At 37.5% G+C, this 16249-nt stretch carries 27 protein-coding genes and 1 pseudogene; 14 read left to right on the forward strand and 14 right to left on the reverse strand.

Going from position 1 to position 16249, the window contains the following annotated elements:
- Window positions 1–147: 147 nt before the first annotated feature.
- Complete coding sequence (locus AC0KUU_RS24890) at window positions 148–456, forward strand: hypothetical protein (protein WP_473453508.1); 309 nt, start codon at window positions 148–150, stop codon at window positions 454–456.
- A 22-nt stretch (window positions 457–478) separates the two neighbouring features.
- Entirely contained in the window at window positions 479–1315 is an 837-nt protein-coding gene (locus AC0KUU_RS24895; RefSeq protein WP_473453510.1) for a hypothetical protein, read from the forward strand.
- Window positions 1316–1344: 29 nt separating this feature from the next.
- Here the strand turns inward: AC0KUU_RS24895 and AC0KUU_RS24900 are convergent, their stop codons facing one another.
- The 3 genes from AC0KUU_RS24900 to AC0KUU_RS24910 all read right to left on the reverse strand — a co-directional run bounded on the left by AC0KUU_RS24900 (window position 1345) and on the right by AC0KUU_RS24910 (window position 2838).
- Complete coding sequence (locus AC0KUU_RS24900; protein WP_427598035.1) at window positions 1345–1629, reverse strand: hypothetical protein; 285 nt, start codon at window positions 1627–1629, stop codon at window positions 1345–1347.
- Between the two features lie 21 nt (window positions 1630–1650).
- Window positions 1651–2460, reverse strand: a complete 810-nt coding sequence (locus AC0KUU_RS24905; protein ID WP_427598037.1) for a ParA family protein — start codon at window positions 2458–2460, stop codon at window positions 1651–1653.
- A gap of 174 nt (window positions 2461–2634) precedes the next feature.
- Window positions 2635–2838, reverse strand: coding sequence for a small, acid-soluble spore protein, alpha/beta type (locus AC0KUU_RS24910; protein WP_473453512.1), 204 nt, complete (start codon window positions 2836–2838; stop codon window positions 2635–2637).
- A 209-nt stretch (window positions 2839–3047) separates the two neighbouring features.
- Here AC0KUU_RS24910 and AC0KUU_RS24915 point away from each other — a divergent pair, with 209 nt between their 5' ends.
- A complete protein-coding gene (locus AC0KUU_RS24915) occupies window positions 3048–3200 on the forward strand; it encodes a hypothetical protein (RefSeq protein WP_427598041.1) in 153 nt (50 codons plus the stop codon).
- Window positions 3201–3215: 15 nt separating this feature from the next.
- Here the strand turns inward: AC0KUU_RS24915 and AC0KUU_RS24920 are convergent, their stop codons facing one another.
- From AC0KUU_RS24920 to AC0KUU_RS24970, 11 genes are all read right to left on the reverse strand, one after another.
- Window positions 3216–3689 (reverse strand): ParB N-terminal domain-containing protein, encoded by a 474-nt coding sequence (locus tag AC0KUU_RS24920; protein ID WP_473453514.1) that lies wholly within the window; start codon window positions 3687–3689, stop codon window positions 3216–3218.
- Between the two features lie 111 nt (window positions 3690–3800).
- Entirely contained in the window at window positions 3801–6359 is a 2559-nt protein-coding gene (locus AC0KUU_RS24925; RefSeq protein WP_473453516.1) for an FtsK/SpoIIIE domain-containing protein, read from the reverse strand.
- 129 nt (window positions 6360–6488) lie between these two features.
- A complete protein-coding gene (locus tag AC0KUU_RS24930; RefSeq protein ID WP_473453518.1) occupies window positions 6489–7706 on the reverse strand; it encodes a hypothetical protein in 1218 nt (405 codons plus the stop codon).
- Window positions 7685–8254: a hypothetical protein gene (locus tag AC0KUU_RS24935; RefSeq protein ID WP_473453520.1), complete on the reverse strand. Its 570-nt coding sequence runs from the start codon at window positions 8252–8254 to the stop codon at window positions 7685–7687. The genes AC0KUU_RS24930 and AC0KUU_RS24935 overlap by 22 nt, the downstream gene beginning before the upstream one ends.
- A complete protein-coding gene (locus tag AC0KUU_RS24940) occupies window positions 8202–8399 on the reverse strand; it encodes a hypothetical protein (RefSeq protein WP_427598051.1) in 198 nt (65 codons plus the stop codon). Before AC0KUU_RS24940 ends, AC0KUU_RS24935 begins: the two co-directional genes overlap by 53 nt.
- A 1-nt stretch (window position 8400) precedes the next feature.
- Window positions 8401–8574 carry a hypothetical protein gene (locus AC0KUU_RS24945; RefSeq protein ID WP_473453522.1) on the reverse strand — a complete coding sequence of 58 codons (174 nt, stop codon included), beginning with the start codon at window positions 8572–8574 and terminating at the stop codon, window positions 8401–8403.
- A 110-nt stretch (window positions 8575–8684) separates the two neighbouring features.
- Window positions 8685–9107 (reverse strand): helix-turn-helix transcriptional regulator, encoded by a 423-nt coding sequence (locus AC0KUU_RS24950; RefSeq protein WP_473453524.1) that lies wholly within the window; start codon window positions 9105–9107, stop codon window positions 8685–8687.
- Window positions 9108–9358: 251 nt separating this feature from the next.
- Window positions 9359–9955, reverse strand: a complete 597-nt coding sequence (locus AC0KUU_RS24955; protein WP_473453526.1) for a M23 family metallopeptidase — start codon at window positions 9953–9955, stop codon at window positions 9359–9361.
- Between the two features lie 220 nt (window positions 9956–10175).
- Complete coding sequence (locus AC0KUU_RS24960; protein ID WP_473453528.1) at window positions 10176–10382, reverse strand: hypothetical protein; 207 nt, start codon at window positions 10380–10382, stop codon at window positions 10176–10178.
- 92 nt (window positions 10383–10474) lie between these two features.
- Complete coding sequence (locus AC0KUU_RS24965) at window positions 10475–11599, reverse strand: FtsZ/tubulin family protein (RefSeq protein WP_427598061.1); 1125 nt, start codon at window positions 11597–11599, stop codon at window positions 10475–10477.
- Window positions 11596–11883 (reverse strand): hypothetical protein, encoded by a 288-nt coding sequence (locus AC0KUU_RS24970; protein ID WP_427598063.1) that lies wholly within the window; start codon window positions 11881–11883, stop codon window positions 11596–11598. The genes AC0KUU_RS24965 and AC0KUU_RS24970 overlap by 4 nt, the downstream gene beginning before the upstream one ends.
- Before the next feature lie 285 nt (window positions 11884–12168).
- On the opposite strand from AC0KUU_RS24970, the gene AC0KUU_RS24975 reads away from it, so the two are divergent.
- The 11 genes and pseudogenes from AC0KUU_RS24975 (at window position 12169) to AC0KUU_RS25025 (ending at window position 16247) form a co-directional block, all read left to right on the forward strand.
- Window positions 12169–12537 (forward strand): hypothetical protein, encoded by a 369-nt coding sequence (locus tag AC0KUU_RS24975; protein WP_473453531.1) that lies wholly within the window; start codon window positions 12169–12171, stop codon window positions 12535–12537.
- 15 nt (window positions 12538–12552) lie between these two features.
- Window positions 12553–12816 (forward strand): hypothetical protein, encoded by a 264-nt coding sequence (locus tag AC0KUU_RS24980; protein WP_473453533.1) that lies wholly within the window; start codon window positions 12553–12555, stop codon window positions 12814–12816.
- A 66-nt stretch (window positions 12817–12882) separates the two neighbouring features.
- Window positions 12883–13143 (forward strand): hypothetical protein, encoded by a 261-nt coding sequence (locus AC0KUU_RS24985; RefSeq protein WP_473453535.1) that lies wholly within the window; start codon window positions 12883–12885, stop codon window positions 13141–13143.
- Between the two features lie 2 nt (window positions 13144–13145).
- Window positions 13146–13406: a hypothetical protein gene (locus AC0KUU_RS24990; protein ID WP_473453537.1), complete on the forward strand. Its 261-nt coding sequence runs from the start codon at window positions 13146–13148 to the stop codon at window positions 13404–13406.
- Between the two features lie 99 nt (window positions 13407–13505).
- Window positions 13506–13575: pseudogene (locus AC0KUU_RS24995) on the forward strand.
- Between the two features lie 38 nt (window positions 13576–13613).
- Complete coding sequence (locus AC0KUU_RS25000) at window positions 13614–13895, forward strand: hypothetical protein (RefSeq protein WP_473453539.1); 282 nt, start codon at window positions 13614–13616, stop codon at window positions 13893–13895.
- A gap of 53 nt (window positions 13896–13948) precedes the next feature.
- A complete protein-coding gene (locus tag AC0KUU_RS25005; protein ID WP_473453541.1) occupies window positions 13949–14116 on the forward strand; it encodes a hypothetical protein in 168 nt (55 codons plus the stop codon).
- A gap of 115 nt (window positions 14117–14231) precedes the next feature.
- Entirely contained in the window at window positions 14232–14474 is a 243-nt protein-coding gene (locus AC0KUU_RS25010; RefSeq protein WP_473453543.1) for a hypothetical protein, read from the forward strand.
- A 14-nt stretch (window positions 14475–14488) separates the two neighbouring features.
- On the forward strand, window positions 14489–14737 hold the full coding sequence (locus tag AC0KUU_RS25015) for a hypothetical protein (protein ID WP_473453545.1): 249 nt from the start codon (window positions 14489–14491) through the stop codon (window positions 14735–14737).
- A gap of 56 nt (window positions 14738–14793) precedes the next feature.
- On the forward strand, window positions 14794–15276 hold the full coding sequence (locus AC0KUU_RS25020; RefSeq protein ID WP_473453547.1) for a DUF3920 family protein: 483 nt from the start codon (window positions 14794–14796) through the stop codon (window positions 15274–15276).
- An 11-nt stretch (window positions 15277–15287) separates the two neighbouring features.
- Window positions 15288–16247 carry a hypothetical protein gene (locus tag AC0KUU_RS25025; RefSeq protein WP_473453549.1) on the forward strand — a complete coding sequence of 320 codons (960 nt, stop codon included), beginning with the start codon at window positions 15288–15290 and terminating at the stop codon, window positions 16245–16247.
- Window positions 16248–16249: the final 2 nt, after the last annotated feature.

Genomic DNA, 16249 nt, shown 5'->3' on the forward strand with positions numbered 1-16249 from the left:
TATATTTTCTTATAATAAATGGTATAATTTTAGATAGAAACGTGATTGTTCTTGCTTTCAGTATAACTGAAAGGGAATAGTTTGGAAAGAAAATATAGTAAAAAAGTCACAATTTTTTTGAAAATATTAGAGGAGGATTGGATTCTTATGGCAAAAAGTAAACGTAAAAATAATAATTCTGCTTTACAAATTGTCCAAAAAGAGCATATACAACCTCAATTAATGAAGATGATGGAGGCAGCAAGAAAGATGGGTTACGAAGAAGGAAAGAAACAAGCTGCTCTCCAAAGCAAAATACAAGGTATGTCTGAACTAATGATTTCAATGCAAGTTTGGACAAATGAAATAGATAAACACGTGAAGGGGATAGGGCCTAAGAATAAGGAACTTATCATGTTTTACTATGCCGAGCGGATTAAAGAGCTCATCGAAAAGCAAATGAATGTGCAACAATAAACAGGAAAAAGGGGTTGTTCTTGTGATGACGAATCCTCCTCCTAGATGGACGAAGGAAGAACAAACATATTTAGAAGAGTATTGGGGCGTAAAGAGTTTAAAGGTCATTGCGACAAATCTTAATCGATCCGTAAAATCTGTACGCGAGAAAGCCCACCTTTTAAACCTTCGAAAGCCTTCATCGGGTTATGACGGGATTACACTTAGAGAACTAGCCAAAACATTAAATGTTTGGTTTCCTACTATTCGATCTTGGATTGAATTATTCGATTTTCCAGCGAAGAAAAAAGTATTTACATGCAAGCAACGTGTGTACGTTGTCACATTAGATGACTTTTGGGATTGGGCATTTTACCATCGTGATGTTATTAATTTCAATAATTTCGAACCTCTTAGTTTAGGGAAAGAACCTGAATGGGTAGAACAGCAGCGGAAGATATCGCGAATACAAGCAAAGTCTCGTCAACCGTGGACGGTGGAAGAACGAAACACATTGCTTTGTCTGGTAAAAGAACATAAGTACACATACTCAGAGTTGTCAGTAATCCTCAAGCGTTCTGAATACGCCATTCGCACACAGCTAACAAAAATGAATACAAAATATCGACCTTTACCATCTACCGGCGCATCAATCTGTACTGATGAAGAATTAGATGTTGTTATTGCGCGCTTAAGAGAAGGTGATACATTGAGCTTAATTATATCAGAAATGAATTATGATAAGGATCCATTTGAGTTTAAAAATAAAGCAAAGGTAAGACACCAATTAAAAAATTTAGGGGTTATTTTTTCGCGCGACAAAATAGTAGCTATGCCGACTCAACCGAAGAAAAAAAGAAGAATGAAGCGAATAACATAAAAAGGATACAGTGAAAAACTGCATCCTTTTTATATGTCAAATTTACCGTTCAATACTTTTGTGAATACTTCACGTGCCCATGTAGAACGATTGATTAATTTATCTTTACCTGTTTTCGTATCTGGTAGCATCACGTCATTTTGTTTCATTTCAAAAATGTGCTTTTCTAATTGACGAATTAAATCAACAGGAAGATTTAGAATGTAACGGTCTGTCTCTACTTCTTTCACCGCACTCAACGTAACAGGACCATACTTTTCGTTATCTTTATCTTCACCTTGATTTGCTGATTTACCTCCACCTAGCTTTACCATAAGAAACACCCCTTCATTGAATTACTCAAAACTGGCTGTACTGATTTTTTTAGGCTTTGCAATTGTATCAAGGTATGCTGATAATTCTTGATAGTCACCTAAAACCTTTTTCATGTACTTATTACTTAAATCTACGACTTGATCATTCATGCTAGCGCGGTTAATAACTGACGAATACCGAATTGGTGGTGTAAATTGGTTGATATCTACTTCTTGAAACGCAGCATAGAATCCATCCAATTCTTTTTTAAATCCACGAGAAAAATCTACAGCCATAGGGACGATTTGATAATCTAATTCAATTCCGCTATTAATTAAATCTGTAATGATTTCGATTGTTCGTGCAGTTGCTACGACACTACTTTTATCCATGATTGTAGGTAAGAGTGCCAAACTACTCGCGATTAAGCTCATAACCAACATTCGATCCGATTCAGTTGGATGTGTATCTATAATTATGTAATCGTAATAAGCGCGGATCGGCTCGATTAAATCTTCGAGAAACCACTCTTGTTTGATTACACGTTTCTTTTCGGCTAGCTCTCTAATTTTAGGCACATTGTTACTACCTGGAATAAAATCAATTCCTGTTTCCTCATCGTGCTGCAGAGCGTTTTTAAATGTCACTTCTCCAGAAGCCCAATCATATGCATCATATTTAAATGATGTGCGGTCATACCCTAGTCTTGTGGCCACATCCGAGTTTTGGCACAAATCAATAATAAGCACGCGTTTACCTTCTTGTACTTTTGTGATCCCATAGAATTTAGCCAATGATGTTTTCCCGGTTCCACCTTTTGTACTTGCAGATGCTATAACGATAGCGGGCATATGAACACCTCTTCAATCTTTATTAGTTTTGGTCTTTTTATTAAATCATATAAGCACATAATTACGAATGAGCATATTTTACTATTTATGCCGTATGGTAATTGCGTAATTAATAATTAATAATTATGTAATTAATAAAGGCAGCAGGAGTTTCCCTGCTGCCTTCTTTTTATATTAACGTTGTGATTGATTTTGTTCTGCTAATGATTGTTGAGCTAAATGGATTAATCGTTTTGTCATTTCTCCACCGACTGCTCCGTTCTGTCTAGCTGTTGCATCTGCACCTAACGTAATCCCCATCTCTTCAGCAATTTCATTTCTCATGTTAGCTAAGATACCTTCTGATTGTGGAACTACTAAGCGGTTACGTTTTGTCATATGACAACAACTCCTCTAGGTTAGTTGCTAAGAGGTTGTTTCCCTCTTGCACATTTAGAATAACACTTTTCGAATGTGCGAATCAAAGGTAGATGAATGGGAGAAATGACAATTATTAATTATGCTTTTATGTTTTTATGAAACGGCATAGGTTTATAAAAGCATAAAAAAAGAAATAGTATAGAAACGGATAAAAAAGGAGGTTAACCATGAGGCTGTTAACGATACTTATCTTTTTATTAGCCGTCATTGCTATTGTCTACTTATTTACTTCCGCAATTATCCAGGGACCAATCGCCGTATTATTAATGCTGATTCTTGCAGTTTTTCTTTTCTTATTATTAACAAGAGGCGGGATATAGTCCCACCTCTGTTTTTTATTTATGAAGGAAAGCAATTTTAGCTAAGCCACCGTCAAAAGAAGCTGCTTTACCCACGTTCAATTTCTTTTCATGCATTTCTTTATCCCAAGGACCTTTAGCATCCTTTACATCCGCAATGTAAGATTTGACGTTTTTCTTTTCAGCTTTTTCATAACCTTTTGTTCGATGATATCCATCCGCAATTTTAATATCGCCATTAGGTAAGCGAACTAGCACAACAGGCTCCATTTCCTGCCCATCACGAATAGCTTGAGCAATACCTTTCACCTTATCTTGTTCACGTGCGCCTCCAGGTCTACGAGCCATTTTAATGTCACGTAAAGGAACGTTATCAGAAAGCTTCCACTCGACATCCTTCACCCACTGCAAACAATCCGCTGGATAATTCTTTTTTAAATAGTTGTATACTTTCGTCTGCATTCCTTTTGCCTCCACTTGATCCGCTGCCACTTTAACTAATCCGTACATTTGCATTCCCCTTCCTTTGTAGGTAAAAAGCACTAATTATATTATGCAAGGTTTTCGATTGTCCTGCATTACTTTTTAAACAAAAATAACTTGAGCCCCACAGGGCCCAAGTTATGTGTCGTCTCTCTTGATTACTTTACGTGGCTGATCGCCATTATATTCTGATATTAATCCTTGTTCTTCCATCGCATCAATCATTCTCGCCGCGCGATTGTAGCCTATACGAAACCTTCTTTGAAGCATTGATACAGAAGCAGTATCCATTTCTTTAACTAACTTAATCGCTTCTTCCAGCAATTCATCTTCACCAGCTGCTTCATCTTCACCAGCTGCTTCATCTTCATCACTCATGCTCTCTTCGCCATTTCGCCATTTATTCAATTCTTCTTCAGGTGCAATCACAATCCTCTTGCGACCTTCTTTCTTTAACCAGCCTTCTTCCTCCGTTAATTGTTTTAAAATATCACTAATCAGATTAATCCGGCCGCCAACTTCATTTCGAATCGGCTCTGTTCTAGTTTCTCCTGTTTGGGCAATATACCGTTTTACTTTATTAATAAGCGGTTCCTCTTCTACTACTTCTTCAATGGCTTCTATCTCAGGCACTTCCATTTCAAGGCCTACTACTTTTTCGCCTTTAAATGCCTGCATAAGTTTATCTGTTAACTCTTCATCCTCATCCCGATCCAACGTAATAACAGGACCTTGAAAACGAATAAAGTCTTGTGTTTGACCTACGAATTGTATAACACCATCCCCAAAACCTAACAAGTTACTGTACGGAATACCTGTGCCAAATACGGTTTGATAATCACTTTGCGTACTTAATCTAAAACTTATCTTTGAGGGAATGTTGGCTTTAATTACACCTTCCATTACTTTTCGGTCAGGGCGTTGAGTAGCAATAACTAGATGGATACCTGCAGCTCTTCCTTTTTGGGTTAGTCGTTTAATCGGTTCATCCACATCGCCATCGAACATTTTTAAATCGTAGTATTCATCAACAACACAAATCACATATGGCATCTTTTTTTCAGCTACTTCGTTATATTGGATGATGTTCCGAACATTCTTGTAGGTGGAGAATTCTTGATAACGTTGATCCGCTAAGTCCGCAATATGCGTTAAAGTCATGCTGGCTCTTTGCATATCTGTTACGACTTCTTCTACGTGTGCCATGCCTTTATAATGAGCCAATTCTACAAATTTAGGATCAACCATATAGAAACGTAGTTCTTCGGGTTTCCGTCGCAACATGAGCGTGATAATCATGGCATTCATAAATACACTTTTACCGCTATTGGTGCCGCCTGCAATAAGAATATGAGGTGCTTTCGTCAAACATTTAAATATAAGCTGATCAAACACACTTTGCCCACACACAAAAGGCAGCGGGTTGTTTTTGGCAAATTCGATAAAGGCAGGGTTTTCTAAAATGCTTCGTAAATAAATGACTTCACGTTGACTACAGGGAATTAAGAAAGTGACCGTATTCGGCTTTTCTCCTGGAACAACACTCAATGCATGCTCACCTAAGTTCACGCTGATATCCTCACACTTCTTTTTAAAATCTGTGAACATAGTATCTTCAGGCATTTCAAATGTAAGCCGCTGCATAACTGCTCCTAGTGCCGTCTCCACTAGTTTGATATTTTGATCTTTAATAACCTTCGTTTTCTTTAAGGCTTTCGGGATATCTCTTTCAAAACGAGTATCTATCTCACGCTTTAATGATTCAGATGCAGAAGGAAGCAATGTAACAAGCGATTGGAAGTGAGGGATCTTCACGACTTCTTTCTTTACTTCTTCTACTTTCTGAACAATGGTGCGGATCTCTTGTTTCTTTTCTTCTGCATTTCCTACTGCTAATACCATGAGTTCTGTTTCACTAATGACTTGATCTTTTGACTCTTTCCAGAAAGAATGCTCAATAAAACGATTCACATATTCTGTTTTTTGTTTCGCTTTCTTGATTTCAAAAAGCTTCAGTTCATTGTAATAGTTCAGTTCACTCAATATGGCATCTACTTCTTTTTCAAATGATGTCACATCTTCGCTGTACACCATTAACCGAATCTCAAAGCGGTACGGCACATCCATAATCTTATATTCAATATCTTCTACTTCCTCACGTTCCGTTTCAAAGCCGCTAATCTTATTCAGAACTTTCAATAGCTTATCTTGAAACTTACGTCCAACATGGCTAACAGCAGGGCTATTGTTGCCTTTTAAAAACTCGATGTATTGCTGCACAAATACTTTCTTATAGTCAGGATGCTTCTTCTGAAACAGGAATTGAAAAAACATCGGCCTCCCTTGAATAGACAGTGAAGCTAAATGGTCAATAATTGAAAAAGGTTCTTCTACATAAAGCGGAAGGAACGATGAGTTACCTAATGCAATTTGATAGCAATGCAAATGCTCCATATCGTTCTGTAAGTGCCCGTAGTATCGTTCATAGGGTTTACCATGCTCTGTCCTAAAAAACGGTGGAGAGAAGAAGGAATAGTCCTTCTCCTGCCCGTCAAATGATACTTCAAATCCAAAAACACCTTCCCCAACATGGGGGGAAGATAGGATGGCATCCACAATCGTTTCATCAATTTTCTCTAATCGCTTTGAGACAGCTGGCATCTTATGAAGAGATTCATTCATCGTGCGTTTAAGCATGGTCAGCCATCACTTTCCATAATGTCTTGTTGTTAATATAGATAATCACCGTATTCGCTACAATTGCCACGCTGTTAAATACTACAATCAATTCAAGACCTGTCATTTTCATCAATCTCCCTTTGAGGTTTATTTTTTACCTTTGAATGTTTTCCATAGAGAAGAACCAGAATCTTTATCCGGTGTTGGTACCGCTGCTTTCAATGCTTTTCTGGTATTAATGGCTTTACCGACAAGACGACGTGTACGTAACTTCTTGAGTGTTAATGTGTTGTATGCATCACGGAATACATTGAATGTGTTAACCATGGAGTCTTCCATATTCGGTCCTTGATCCACATGCTTCTTCACAAAGTTCGGTGGGTTTGCCATGCGCGCCAATCCACCTATTACGATGATGCTTTTCAGAAACATTCCTCCAGGCGTTAAAATGTTCTTGGTACCAAATATGAAGATACCCATCAGCGCAATGAATACAGCATATACAAGCGGTGAGAATCCTAGTGTCTTTACGCTTTCCCACCATTTATCAAACAGGTACCGATAATCATCGAAGACCCATGCACTCAAAGCCAGCGGCGTGATGGCGGAGAGCACCATTAAGTCAAAAAATCGTCTTCCACTTTGCATAATAATCGGTATCATCAATGCGATAATGACTAGATCAAATGCCAGTAACGCAAACGTATTAAACGCTGTAAACGTATGAGCACTTAGATTTGCGGTAGCTCCTAGCTTTACATCAAGACCTCCTATTTTGGTAATAGCTCTTGTCACCATGTTGATGAATGTAAATGCCTGCTCAAAGGCAAAAGGCGCTACGCCCGAAACTGTCACAGCGCCTGCATATCTTCTGCCGATTGTGCCCATATCCGTATGTTTCTTTTGGAACATACGCTTAACACCTTGAATCATGGATAAAAAGGATACGACGAGAATGGATGTGATTGAGAACATAAGAGAAGCGTCTTTGATGTAGGAGTTTTGGAAGATAAAAAGAGGAGTCTCTAATACATACAGCAATAACTGATAAAGGTTTGCTAATAAATCGACAGACATTTTGGCTACATTTTCAGGTAAATTGTTCACCCACATTCCAGCAGATACGAGCCAATCAATTACCTTTTCTAATTTATCGAAGAAACTTTGGAATTCTTGAATTGAACCACCTCTCTCTACAATAGATTTTTTATTAAATGGTGAATCCTTTACTGATCCACGTTCAAGCAATGTTCCCCAGGTAGATGCTTCTGCTGATTTCATCGTTGTAAATAAAGAAAGAGTCGTCACAGCAGCAAAGGGAACTAATGGTTTCTTCATCTTTTTTAGAATGGCTTTACAAACCACTTCAAGTCTCCGAAAAAGATGTAGCACACGAACGCGATGAGAAGAATCAGTACCGGTGCTAGAATGACTTGCGTGTAACCTTTTAGAATATCCGTCATCCATTCGCTTGCTTCTTTCCCTTTTCGGAACATCCTGTAGTTTCCGGCCAGCTGTGTCAGGATGATGGCTAGGATGGTTGAAGCTACTGCACAAATTCCGATTAGATACATTCCTGCTTTTACGATGTCCTCTGGAAGCAACAGACTCGCTTCCGGTGAAAGTGGTCCGGTTGTTTGTTGAACGATTGTCGCGGCTAGTGCTAGCTTTGGATTCACGAGCATTAAAACGGATGTCGATGTCGCTAGTGTGATTTTGCATATCTTGAGTATTTGCTTTTTTGTTGGCTTCTTGAGACGCTTCACCTCCCGATCTAAATTTTGTAGATGAAAAAGTTCTTGTGCTTCTGTCATTGGTGCTTCTTGACCTAGTAAGTATGAACGCGTAGCATTATGATATTTAGTGTTTGATTCCAAATTTTTCGTTGTAATATTCAGTTTTATCGTTGTCATATTGACGACCACCTTTCTTTTTCGGTTTGTATTCGAACGTATGGAAATACCGTACACCTGTAATAATGCCTGTGATGCTTGCAAGTGCTGCACCTAACTTAATAATCCCAATCGCTACCACCATTGCTGATACGCCGCCATCCATATTAAAACCCTCCTACATTTGTTTTTGGTCTATATACTTTCAAGCCGCTTTTTTCTTTACTGACTAATTTTAGATGTACTTGTCGTCTTGCTCTTTTTGCCCGTAAAGCTCGAACAGCCATTACTGTTGTCATTCCCACACATACCGTTTGAACACCGATAAACACTGTAATCATCTATAAAACCTCCAGTTGTTTTTGTAAGCATACTCAACTATATTCGCTTGCTAGTTGTCTTTATCAAACTTTTTTCTAATACTTTAAACTTTTTAGGCATAAAAAAAGGACTACTCTCGATAGAATAGCTCCTCTATAGGTGGACACCCTAATGCAATCCAAATACGCAAGAAGTAATCAATGGAAGGCTGGTGATTATTAGAAAAAATCGTACTAGCGGTTCCTTTATTAATTCCTGTGACTTCGGTTATTCGCTTCTGATTCCACCCTTTACTTTCAGCCACTTCTTTAATTCGGTTCTTCAGTTGACGCGGTTCTCCTAAATGCTCATACGCCTCTAAATCCCTAATCATGTCAATATGTGCTAGCTGTTTATGAATACAGCCTATGATAAAATCTTCTATATCATAAGTAGGTTTATGGTTGCGTGATTTAATCACATGATTTAATGAATTTTCTAGCTGCAGAATGTTATTTATTTGGTCAACCACCTCCTTAGATAAATGAATGGAAATCTCTTTACTATCTGCCATGTATAGTCTCACTCCTTTCAGGACAAGATGATAATGAAATCACATCAGGAGGTACCTTAAATGATTCTATTTTCTTGCGATCCAAACGATCAAGATGTCATCGATTATATAGACAGCATTTTTGACTACTCAGATAAAAGGAGACAACAACGATGAGTTCATTCGGCTTCGGTACATGGTTCGATGTACGCAAACCACAATGGCAAACCTACCTAGAAGATGCACCAGAATCAGTTATCCGTAAAACAGGCTTAACACGTAAAGAGCTGAAGAAGACCCTTGACGTGCTCCATGAGCATCGAATAATCAACTGATACTAAAAAGTGAGCAAGGTTCATTTTCAAGGACTGGAAGAAGTCTTGATACACACTTGCCTGCTCATTCCATAAATCCGTAATCGTATATTTCTTTTGAGCTACTTCTATTTTGTCAGCTGCTTTTTGGAAAAAGCCTGGCGTGTTCATATGTTGGATTTGTTCGGTATACGGAGATGGATCAACAAAGTGTCCATCTTCTTTTAATCCAAAATGTAAGTGAGCTCCATTCCCATGATCACTGACTACATGCCCCGAGTGTCCCGAATGCCCAATTAAATCTCCTGCATTTACATGCTCCCCTGTATGAACAGTTGAATCTGACATATGCCCGTAGATTGCTTCCTTCCCATCATTCCATCTTATTTTCACAGTCAATCCTGCATTCGTATTTCCGTAATCAATAACCTTCTCTACAATTCCATCTTTAATCGTCCGAAGTGGAGTGCCATCTTCCATCGCAAAATCGATTCCCGAATGGCCTTTTTTTCTGAAAGATTCTCTCTCTAAATATCGTGATGTGATTTCATACATTTATATCCTTACTCCTCACTTATTGTTTTCTACAAAAATAAAATCTGTTCTTTATTACCGTTCTTCACAACACCCTTAAAAACAGCTTACCGCTACCCCCGGTAATTACCCACGCATGAAATATGGGTTGGTAATATAACGGGTAATCTAATTTTGGATAGCGGGTAATGAACGGGTAATATAGCGGGTAATCTAATTTCGCTATACAAATATATCTTTTTTATCTGTCGTGAACGCCATACCATCCGATAACTAAGTCGCGATTTGCTCCTTTTAGCTTGCAAATATACTTCGGATTATCTATCCAGTAATCGCTGCAGGAATAAAAACGACCTTCATACTCACTTTCAAACATAGAGACAAACTTCTCTATCCCAAACACTCTTACATATTCCTTTGCCGTATCGTGCTTCATCAATAGATCCATCAGCGTTCCTCCTTCATTTGTGCATCAATGCGCTTCAAAGTTTTTTGATGTTTTTTAACGTTCTTCAATGCATAATGAAGCGCACGATAAAATCACTTATATTTCTTTAAAATGTCTTGAATGTTCTTCTTTTTCGTCGCTTTCTTCTCTTGAGCACGTAAACCGATTGATGTATTGGTCTTAGATTTGTAGACCTCATTCTTTGTTAAGAGTTGTTCTGCATTTTTCTTCATGGACTCCACGACTTCTTCCGTTTCTCCTAACCTAGTACGGTACCAGCTTAATCCACTTAAAATGACACATAACGTATATTCATCGTTGTGGTAATAGCCTTCAAATAAATCTACCGGCATCCCATTCCTAAAGCCTCCAAAGATCGTTTTCATATTAATGTAGTCAATAAACGACTCAGGAGCATTTAACACTACACCAGCTCTGAAGACTTGATTCATTTCAATAGGAGAAAATATGCTTTCTTTCCAGGCCGCAGTAATCTTATCTGCAATAAATTGTGGTGCCGCTTCTTCACTGTGTTCATTTACATCTGTAATAGTAGCAATCCCAATGGAAGCCACGCCTTTTGTAGAGAAGATTGTTAATAAATCTTTTTCATCTAAAACACCGTTTTTGGATTCTTTAGTTGTAAAGGAAAGGACGCGTTCAATTGAATCAATAAACAAGGTGTTTGTTTTGTGGAAGAGTTTATTTTTAGGAAGGTTTAAAGTAGCGTATTGCTTACGTACTTGCTCATTATCTAAGGGTAAAACACACATGTCTAAGCCACATAGTTCTTCACCACTTTGAATGCTGTTAATCTGATTCGGAAGAACCTCTGATAAGTCCGGCAAAATAGGAACGGCTACAAATACCTTATCTGGAAGCTCTCCATGCAATATCTCTAATAAAACAGGAGCTATACCGCTACCCGATCCACCGCCTGTTGAAAAACAAACAAAAATAATTTCTATAGAAGGACTTGAAAAATTCTCTTGTACGAACGAAACTGCACTTTCCCAATTCTTAGACATAAGCCGACTAGCTGCTTCTCTGTTCTTTCCAACGCCTTCTGAACCTACGAGTTTCAACCTTTCTTCTATATACTCCAGTGAATCCAAATCTCTTTGAGAATAGTTAATCGCAATAGCTGGATAATCTCGACTTGCTGCTTCATCCGCTACATTACTGCCAGCTGCACCTAAACCAATAAATCCAATCATTCTTCTTCCTCCTCTTCAATTGACTGCTCTAATGCCTCTTTACCAAATACAGTTAAGAAAACGCGATGCTCTTTCTTTCCATAAACAATGTCAATGAATTGCGTAGCGGTCAGTTTCTCGATGACCTTGCGAAATTCAGTTGGCGTCATTCCTGTTGTTTCTTGAATCTGTTGCCGTTTGACTGCTTTAAAAGAAGCATTAGCATCCTTCTCATACAGGAATGCCAATACGTCCATTTCTTCAATCGTCATCTTCTTCGTAATATTCTCGAAGTACGCGTCCACTTTGATACACCTCCCCTTCTCCGGTTTGCTTATCACAGACGAAAAATATTGAAGTTCGTCCTCTGAACTTGAAAAAATGTTAAGGTGCTTCGATGCACATCGATGTGCTTCAACATGCATCAAGTTTGTTTAATGAGTACGGAAGAAACCTTGATATTATGCACGTACAGTCGAAAAAAGGTTGAATAAAAATAAAAAGCTTCCTATAAAAAGGAATGTTATAAGAAATGTGAGACGGCGGGGAGATTTTGTCGTCTTTTTTATTTCGCACAAGGGAGGCAACGTATGTTTGTAATATCAATCATATTGGACGGAACATTAGATAAAACCGCCATCCGAGGAAATGCAGATGATGCAGTTAACACAGCTCAGGATTGGTATCAAGAATATAAGGAAAGGAGCGGCATTGTAGATTATGAAAAAAGTTACATTGCGATAGATCAGCGGATCCCTAATAAAAAAGAGAATGAGCGGTTTGCTGAACTTCGCTTTAATGATCGTGATGATGAGTTACGTTTATTCGCACATGGTAATCCGAATTCCCCTATTTTTAAGGATCGGTTTGCCAATGTGACGAAACACTTTTTTGTTTCATTCTTAGAGTTTTCTTTATTCCGTTTATCGGAGTACTTAAAAAATCGACCTAAACCATAAGAAAGGATGATCAGCATGGATAACAAATTTGTGAGAAGAATGATTGAGGAAAAAGGGTTAATGGATGAAACGATTGAGGTAGTAGAAGGTGGTATGCAGCACATTATTGAAATGCCTGCTTTAGTTGAATTCATTGAAAACATTTCAGATAAAGATATGAAACAAAAAATCATTCACACGCTTAGTATGATTGACTTTAAGAATGGTGATGTCATGCATTACATGAATCATTTAGCTAGAGGATACGCAGCTGTTTATAATCATTCGATGGGAATGTAATTTTTATTTAACCGCACAAGGGGCTTTGTGCGGTTTCTTTATTTTATATAGAAAGGAATGTTAAGTATGCCCATACAAAAGTTCGAGCTTGAAATGTTAGATACTGTAGAAGAAACATTACTTCATATGTATGAACAGTTAGGTTGGAAGCGAAAGGAAGAATTAGATCCGCGCCAGTATACGATTAATAAAAAGCAATGGATTGAAGTTGCAGATCAATTAGCCGAACTTGAACCTGGAGGCGCCCTACTCTTTATGAATGTTGGACCAAAAGGAAAAGAAGATGTTCCCTATGGAAAAATTAAAATAGAGAATCGGAGAAAATAACCATGAGACATCCGACCATATATAACAGCGGAGAATTTGTTTTACTTAATGGAGATATGGCAGAACGAGATAATTTATATATTGAATGGGGTACATATGGAGCTGATTCATATTCTGTACACATCTGTCTCAAACAAACGAATTCATTATTCGGTAACACGACCTGGACGGATTTAACCTCTCAAGAAAAGGTGCTAGAAGTAGTGAGGCATATCAAACGACATAGTGGCATTACAGCCATAAAGAAATTCGACGATGTATAATTGTGCTTTTATTAATTATGTTTTTATTAATTATGCTTTAGCGTAAAAATCCAAAAAAATAAAAAAGGTGTTATAAGAATAGTGAAACAAAAAGATAAAAAAATCTATAGCTCAATGGTAGAGCGCTCACTAATGAAACGAGAGGTAGAAGGTTCGAATCCTTCAGATTGTTTTTATCTTTTAATTTTTATTAAGGGAGTGACGAAATTGAAAAAGGATCTTTTTGTAATGATAATGGTTCAGCACGGGATGATCGGTGACACAATGATTAAAGAAGACATTGTAGAGATTTTCACGGAAGCATTAGATTGGCACAAAAAGAATAACTCAGGTTTGGTGATTATTGAAAAAGGAATTGAAGGCGCAACAGCAGTGAATGAGCGCTTATTTTCTTTTGATGTCAATGAGGACATGGCAATGCTGCAGGAACGTATTTATGAATGTGTAGCAAATTACGGATTCAAGAAAAGTAAAGTTGCAAACGCATAATTAATAATTATGTTTTTATGAAAATAATAACTAATAAAAAGGGGATATGTAAGATGAAAACAACTTTAGAGCAACAAGTAGAGGCTATCCAAAAGAAGATTCAAGATATGACGAAGGGTTATGTCACGTATGTTCACGTATCTGAAGTATTTGAATTAGAACAAATGATGAATCAACTTAAAGAGCTTCAACAACCACAACCAGAAGAAATCTTACAATAACCATTCCCCTTGCGGGTTTGGTTTTTCTTTTTTCTTTTTTTGTAACAACTTGTTACAGCGGTAACATCTTGATACAATGGAATAAATAGGACTATAGAACTAGGAGGAATTAACTATGAATGAGACACCCGCTACTTTTAGAACGAAGAGATTAACGACTGTTTTAGATTTAATTGATTCAGAAGCATATGAAAAAACACGTATGAGTGAGTACTTGAAACGAACAGGAGATAACGATTTAGCTAGACATAAAGAGATAGAAGTCGAGGCGATCCGCAATGTAGTTAAACAGCTCCGTAGAGACTTCTGCATAAAGAATGATCTATATGATGAACTGATGAGAAATTCACTTAAATGAAAGGAGTGTCTTGTATGAAGCCAACAGTAAAGGTTGATGACCACGTAAGATTATTGCCAAATCCAAGATTAGAAGGTGAGCGTTGCTATTGGTGGAAAGAACATATTGGTAAGCGCGCCCACGTTCTACTCATAAAGGAATATGATAAACCGCACCTACCTTATATGCTTTTTGTTGAATTAGTGGACGAGGGTGAGTTTGGTTTCGGATGGATTCCGTTTGATTCTTATACGAAAGCAGCTCATTTGTATCGCGTTAAATAGACATAATTTCATAAAGACATAATTTCATATTTATGCTGTTATGAAAGGGGATAATTATGAAAGCGTTTATCTATGGAGCAGAGAGAACTGTATATCAACAAGTTGGCAATTGGTATGTATTAGATGAAGATTTCTCCTTCGACTTAGCACGGTTGAAGTCTGAGATTGAGCGGTTTGCTCCTTCATCTTCAATACCAATTGTTTTTTGTGACTCTTGCGATGCGAATAAATTAGTATCAGACCTTGGAGAGGAAGAATGCGAATGGCTACAATTTGCTGCTGGCATCTATTGGAGAGAAGTAAACATCATTTTCATCTTCGCATTTGAAGACTTATCTACGTTAGTTGAAACCCTCTTTCACGAATTACGACACCTAGAACAAGAATCGATTGATGGATTAAAAGAATGTTTTATTACAGATAAATTATTGCCCTATGAAGAACGTGTGACAGAGAAAGATGCGTTCGCTGTAGGTAAAGAGAAATTAGCATTATTTATGTTGTCCAATTCAAATGAGTTAGAAAAATATTGTTGTTAGGGGGAAATATGATGGGCGGAAGAAGATGGACGGATGAAGAGAATAGATTATTAGAAAAATATTGGGGCTTTGCCACTATGAAAACAATATGTGAAAAGTTAAATCGTTCAGAAAGATCGATTAAGATGCAGGTTTTCAGATTAGAACTTGGTGCAGCTACTTCAAATTTTGATGGATTATCGCTCTATCAATTAGCTCAAGTTATAAATTACAATTATAGATCTGTTATGGAATGGGAACGTCACCACGGCCTCCCTAGCATGAAGAAACGCTTAGTATCTCAAAAACCTAAATCGATGATTAGAGTGGCGGACTTTTGGAAGTGGGCACACACCAATCGAAAGCGTATTGATTTTTCAAGATTTGACAAGGGAGCACTAGGACCTGAACCGGATTGGGTGGCTGAAGCAAGAAAGTATGATCAACGTTATCGTGTTCGATTCAAAAATAGGAACACTCCTTGGACAGAAGAAGAGGATAAGCTTTTAATTAGCATGGTGAAAGCATACTGCTACACATATATAGATATACAAAAACGTTTGTTACGACCTGAAACTGCTATTAAAACGCGTCTTGAAAAATTAGGTGTTCAGTTTAGACCTGTTTCCGCTTACCCTCACTATCCAGAAGATACAATGTCACCAAGACCACAACGAGCTTGGACAGAAGAGGATAAACAGAAACTAGTGGATATGACTGAAAGCCAAAAATATACGCTAGTTGATATATCACGTGAATTAGATCGAACGATTAAAGCTCTCCAAACTCAAATACGAAATCGTAAATTAAAAACGCCTCCACCATATTTAGGTTATACCTTAGAAGAAGAACAAAAAATTAAAGAAATGGTAGAACAAGGTTATAGTGTGTCTACTATTGCTGTTGAATTAGATAAAGGTCAAATGGCTATTCACTCGAAAATTCGTTATATGAAAGAAGCGAATCAAATCGCTGAATTACAGGAGGTATAATC

The organism is Priestia sp. ST2, from assembly GCF_055810735.1.

Coding starts and splice junctions, on each gene's coding strand:
- AC0KUU_RS24890 (WP_473453508.1), top strand. CDS start 148: ATGGCAAAAAGTAAACGTAAAAATAATAATTCTGCTTTACAAATTGTC.
- AC0KUU_RS24900 (WP_427598035.1), bottom strand. CDS start 1,629: ATGGTAAAGCTAGGTGGAGGTAAATCAGCAAATCAAGGTGAAGATAAA.
- AC0KUU_RS24905 (WP_427598037.1), bottom strand. CDS start 2,460: ATGCCCGCTATCGTTATAGCATCTGCAAGTACAAAAGGTGGAACCGGG.
- AC0KUU_RS24910 (WP_473453512.1), bottom strand. CDS start 2,838: ATGACAAAACGTAACCGCTTAGTAGTTCCACAATCAGAAGGTATCTTA.
- AC0KUU_RS24915 (WP_427598041.1), top strand. CDS start 3,048: ATGAGGCTGTTAACGATACTTATCTTTTTATTAGCCGTCATTGCTATT.
- AC0KUU_RS24920 (WP_473453514.1), bottom strand. CDS start 3,689: ATGTACGGATTAGTTAAAGTGGCAGCGGATCAAGTGGAGGCAAAAGGA.
- AC0KUU_RS24925 (WP_473453516.1), bottom strand. CDS start 6,359: ATGCTTAAACGCACGATGAATGAATCTCTTCATAAGATGCCAGCTGTC.
- AC0KUU_RS24935 (WP_473453520.1), bottom strand. CDS start 8,254: ATGACAACGATAAAACTGAATATTACAACGAAAAATTTGGAATCAAAC.
- AC0KUU_RS24940 (WP_427598051.1), bottom strand. CDS start 8,399: ATGGATGGCGGCGTATCAGCAATGGTGGTAGCGATTGGGATTATTAAG.
- AC0KUU_RS24945 (WP_473453522.1), bottom strand. CDS start 8,574: ATGATTACAGTGTTTATCGGTGTTCAAACGGTATGTGTGGGAATGACA.
- AC0KUU_RS24950 (WP_473453524.1), bottom strand. CDS start 9,107: ATGGCAGATAGTAAAGAGATTTCCATTCATTTATCTAAGGAGGTGGTT.
- AC0KUU_RS24955 (WP_473453526.1), bottom strand. CDS start 9,955: ATGTATGAAATCACATCACGATATTTAGAGAGAGAATCTTTCAGAAAA.
- AC0KUU_RS24960 (WP_473453528.1), bottom strand. CDS start 10,382: ATGGATCTATTGATGAAGCACGATACGGCAAAGGAATATGTAAGAGTG.
- AC0KUU_RS24965 (WP_427598061.1), bottom strand. CDS start 11,599: ATGATTGGATTTATTGGTTTAGGTGCAGCTGGCAGTAATGTAGCGGAT.
- AC0KUU_RS24975 (WP_473453531.1), top strand. CDS start 12,169: ATGTTTGTAATATCAATCATATTGGACGGAACATTAGATAAAACCGCC.
- AC0KUU_RS24980 (WP_473453533.1), top strand. CDS start 12,553: ATGGATAACAAATTTGTGAGAAGAATGATTGAGGAAAAAGGGTTAATG.
- AC0KUU_RS24985 (WP_473453535.1), top strand. CDS start 12,883: ATGCCCATACAAAAGTTCGAGCTTGAAATGTTAGATACTGTAGAAGAA.
- AC0KUU_RS24990 (WP_473453537.1), top strand. CDS start 13,146: ATGAGACATCCGACCATATATAACAGCGGAGAATTTGTTTTACTTAAT.
- AC0KUU_RS25005 (WP_473453541.1), top strand. CDS start 13,949: ATGAAAACAACTTTAGAGCAACAAGTAGAGGCTATCCAAAAGAAGATT.
- AC0KUU_RS25010 (WP_473453543.1), top strand. CDS start 14,232: ATGAATGAGACACCCGCTACTTTTAGAACGAAGAGATTAACGACTGTT.
- AC0KUU_RS25015 (WP_473453545.1), top strand. CDS start 14,489: ATGAAGCCAACAGTAAAGGTTGATGACCACGTAAGATTATTGCCAAAT.
- AC0KUU_RS25020 (WP_473453547.1), top strand. CDS start 14,794: ATGAAAGCGTTTATCTATGGAGCAGAGAGAACTGTATATCAACAAGTT.
- AC0KUU_RS25025 (WP_473453549.1), top strand. CDS start 15,288: ATGGGCGGAAGAAGATGGACGGATGAAGAGAATAGATTATTAGAAAAA.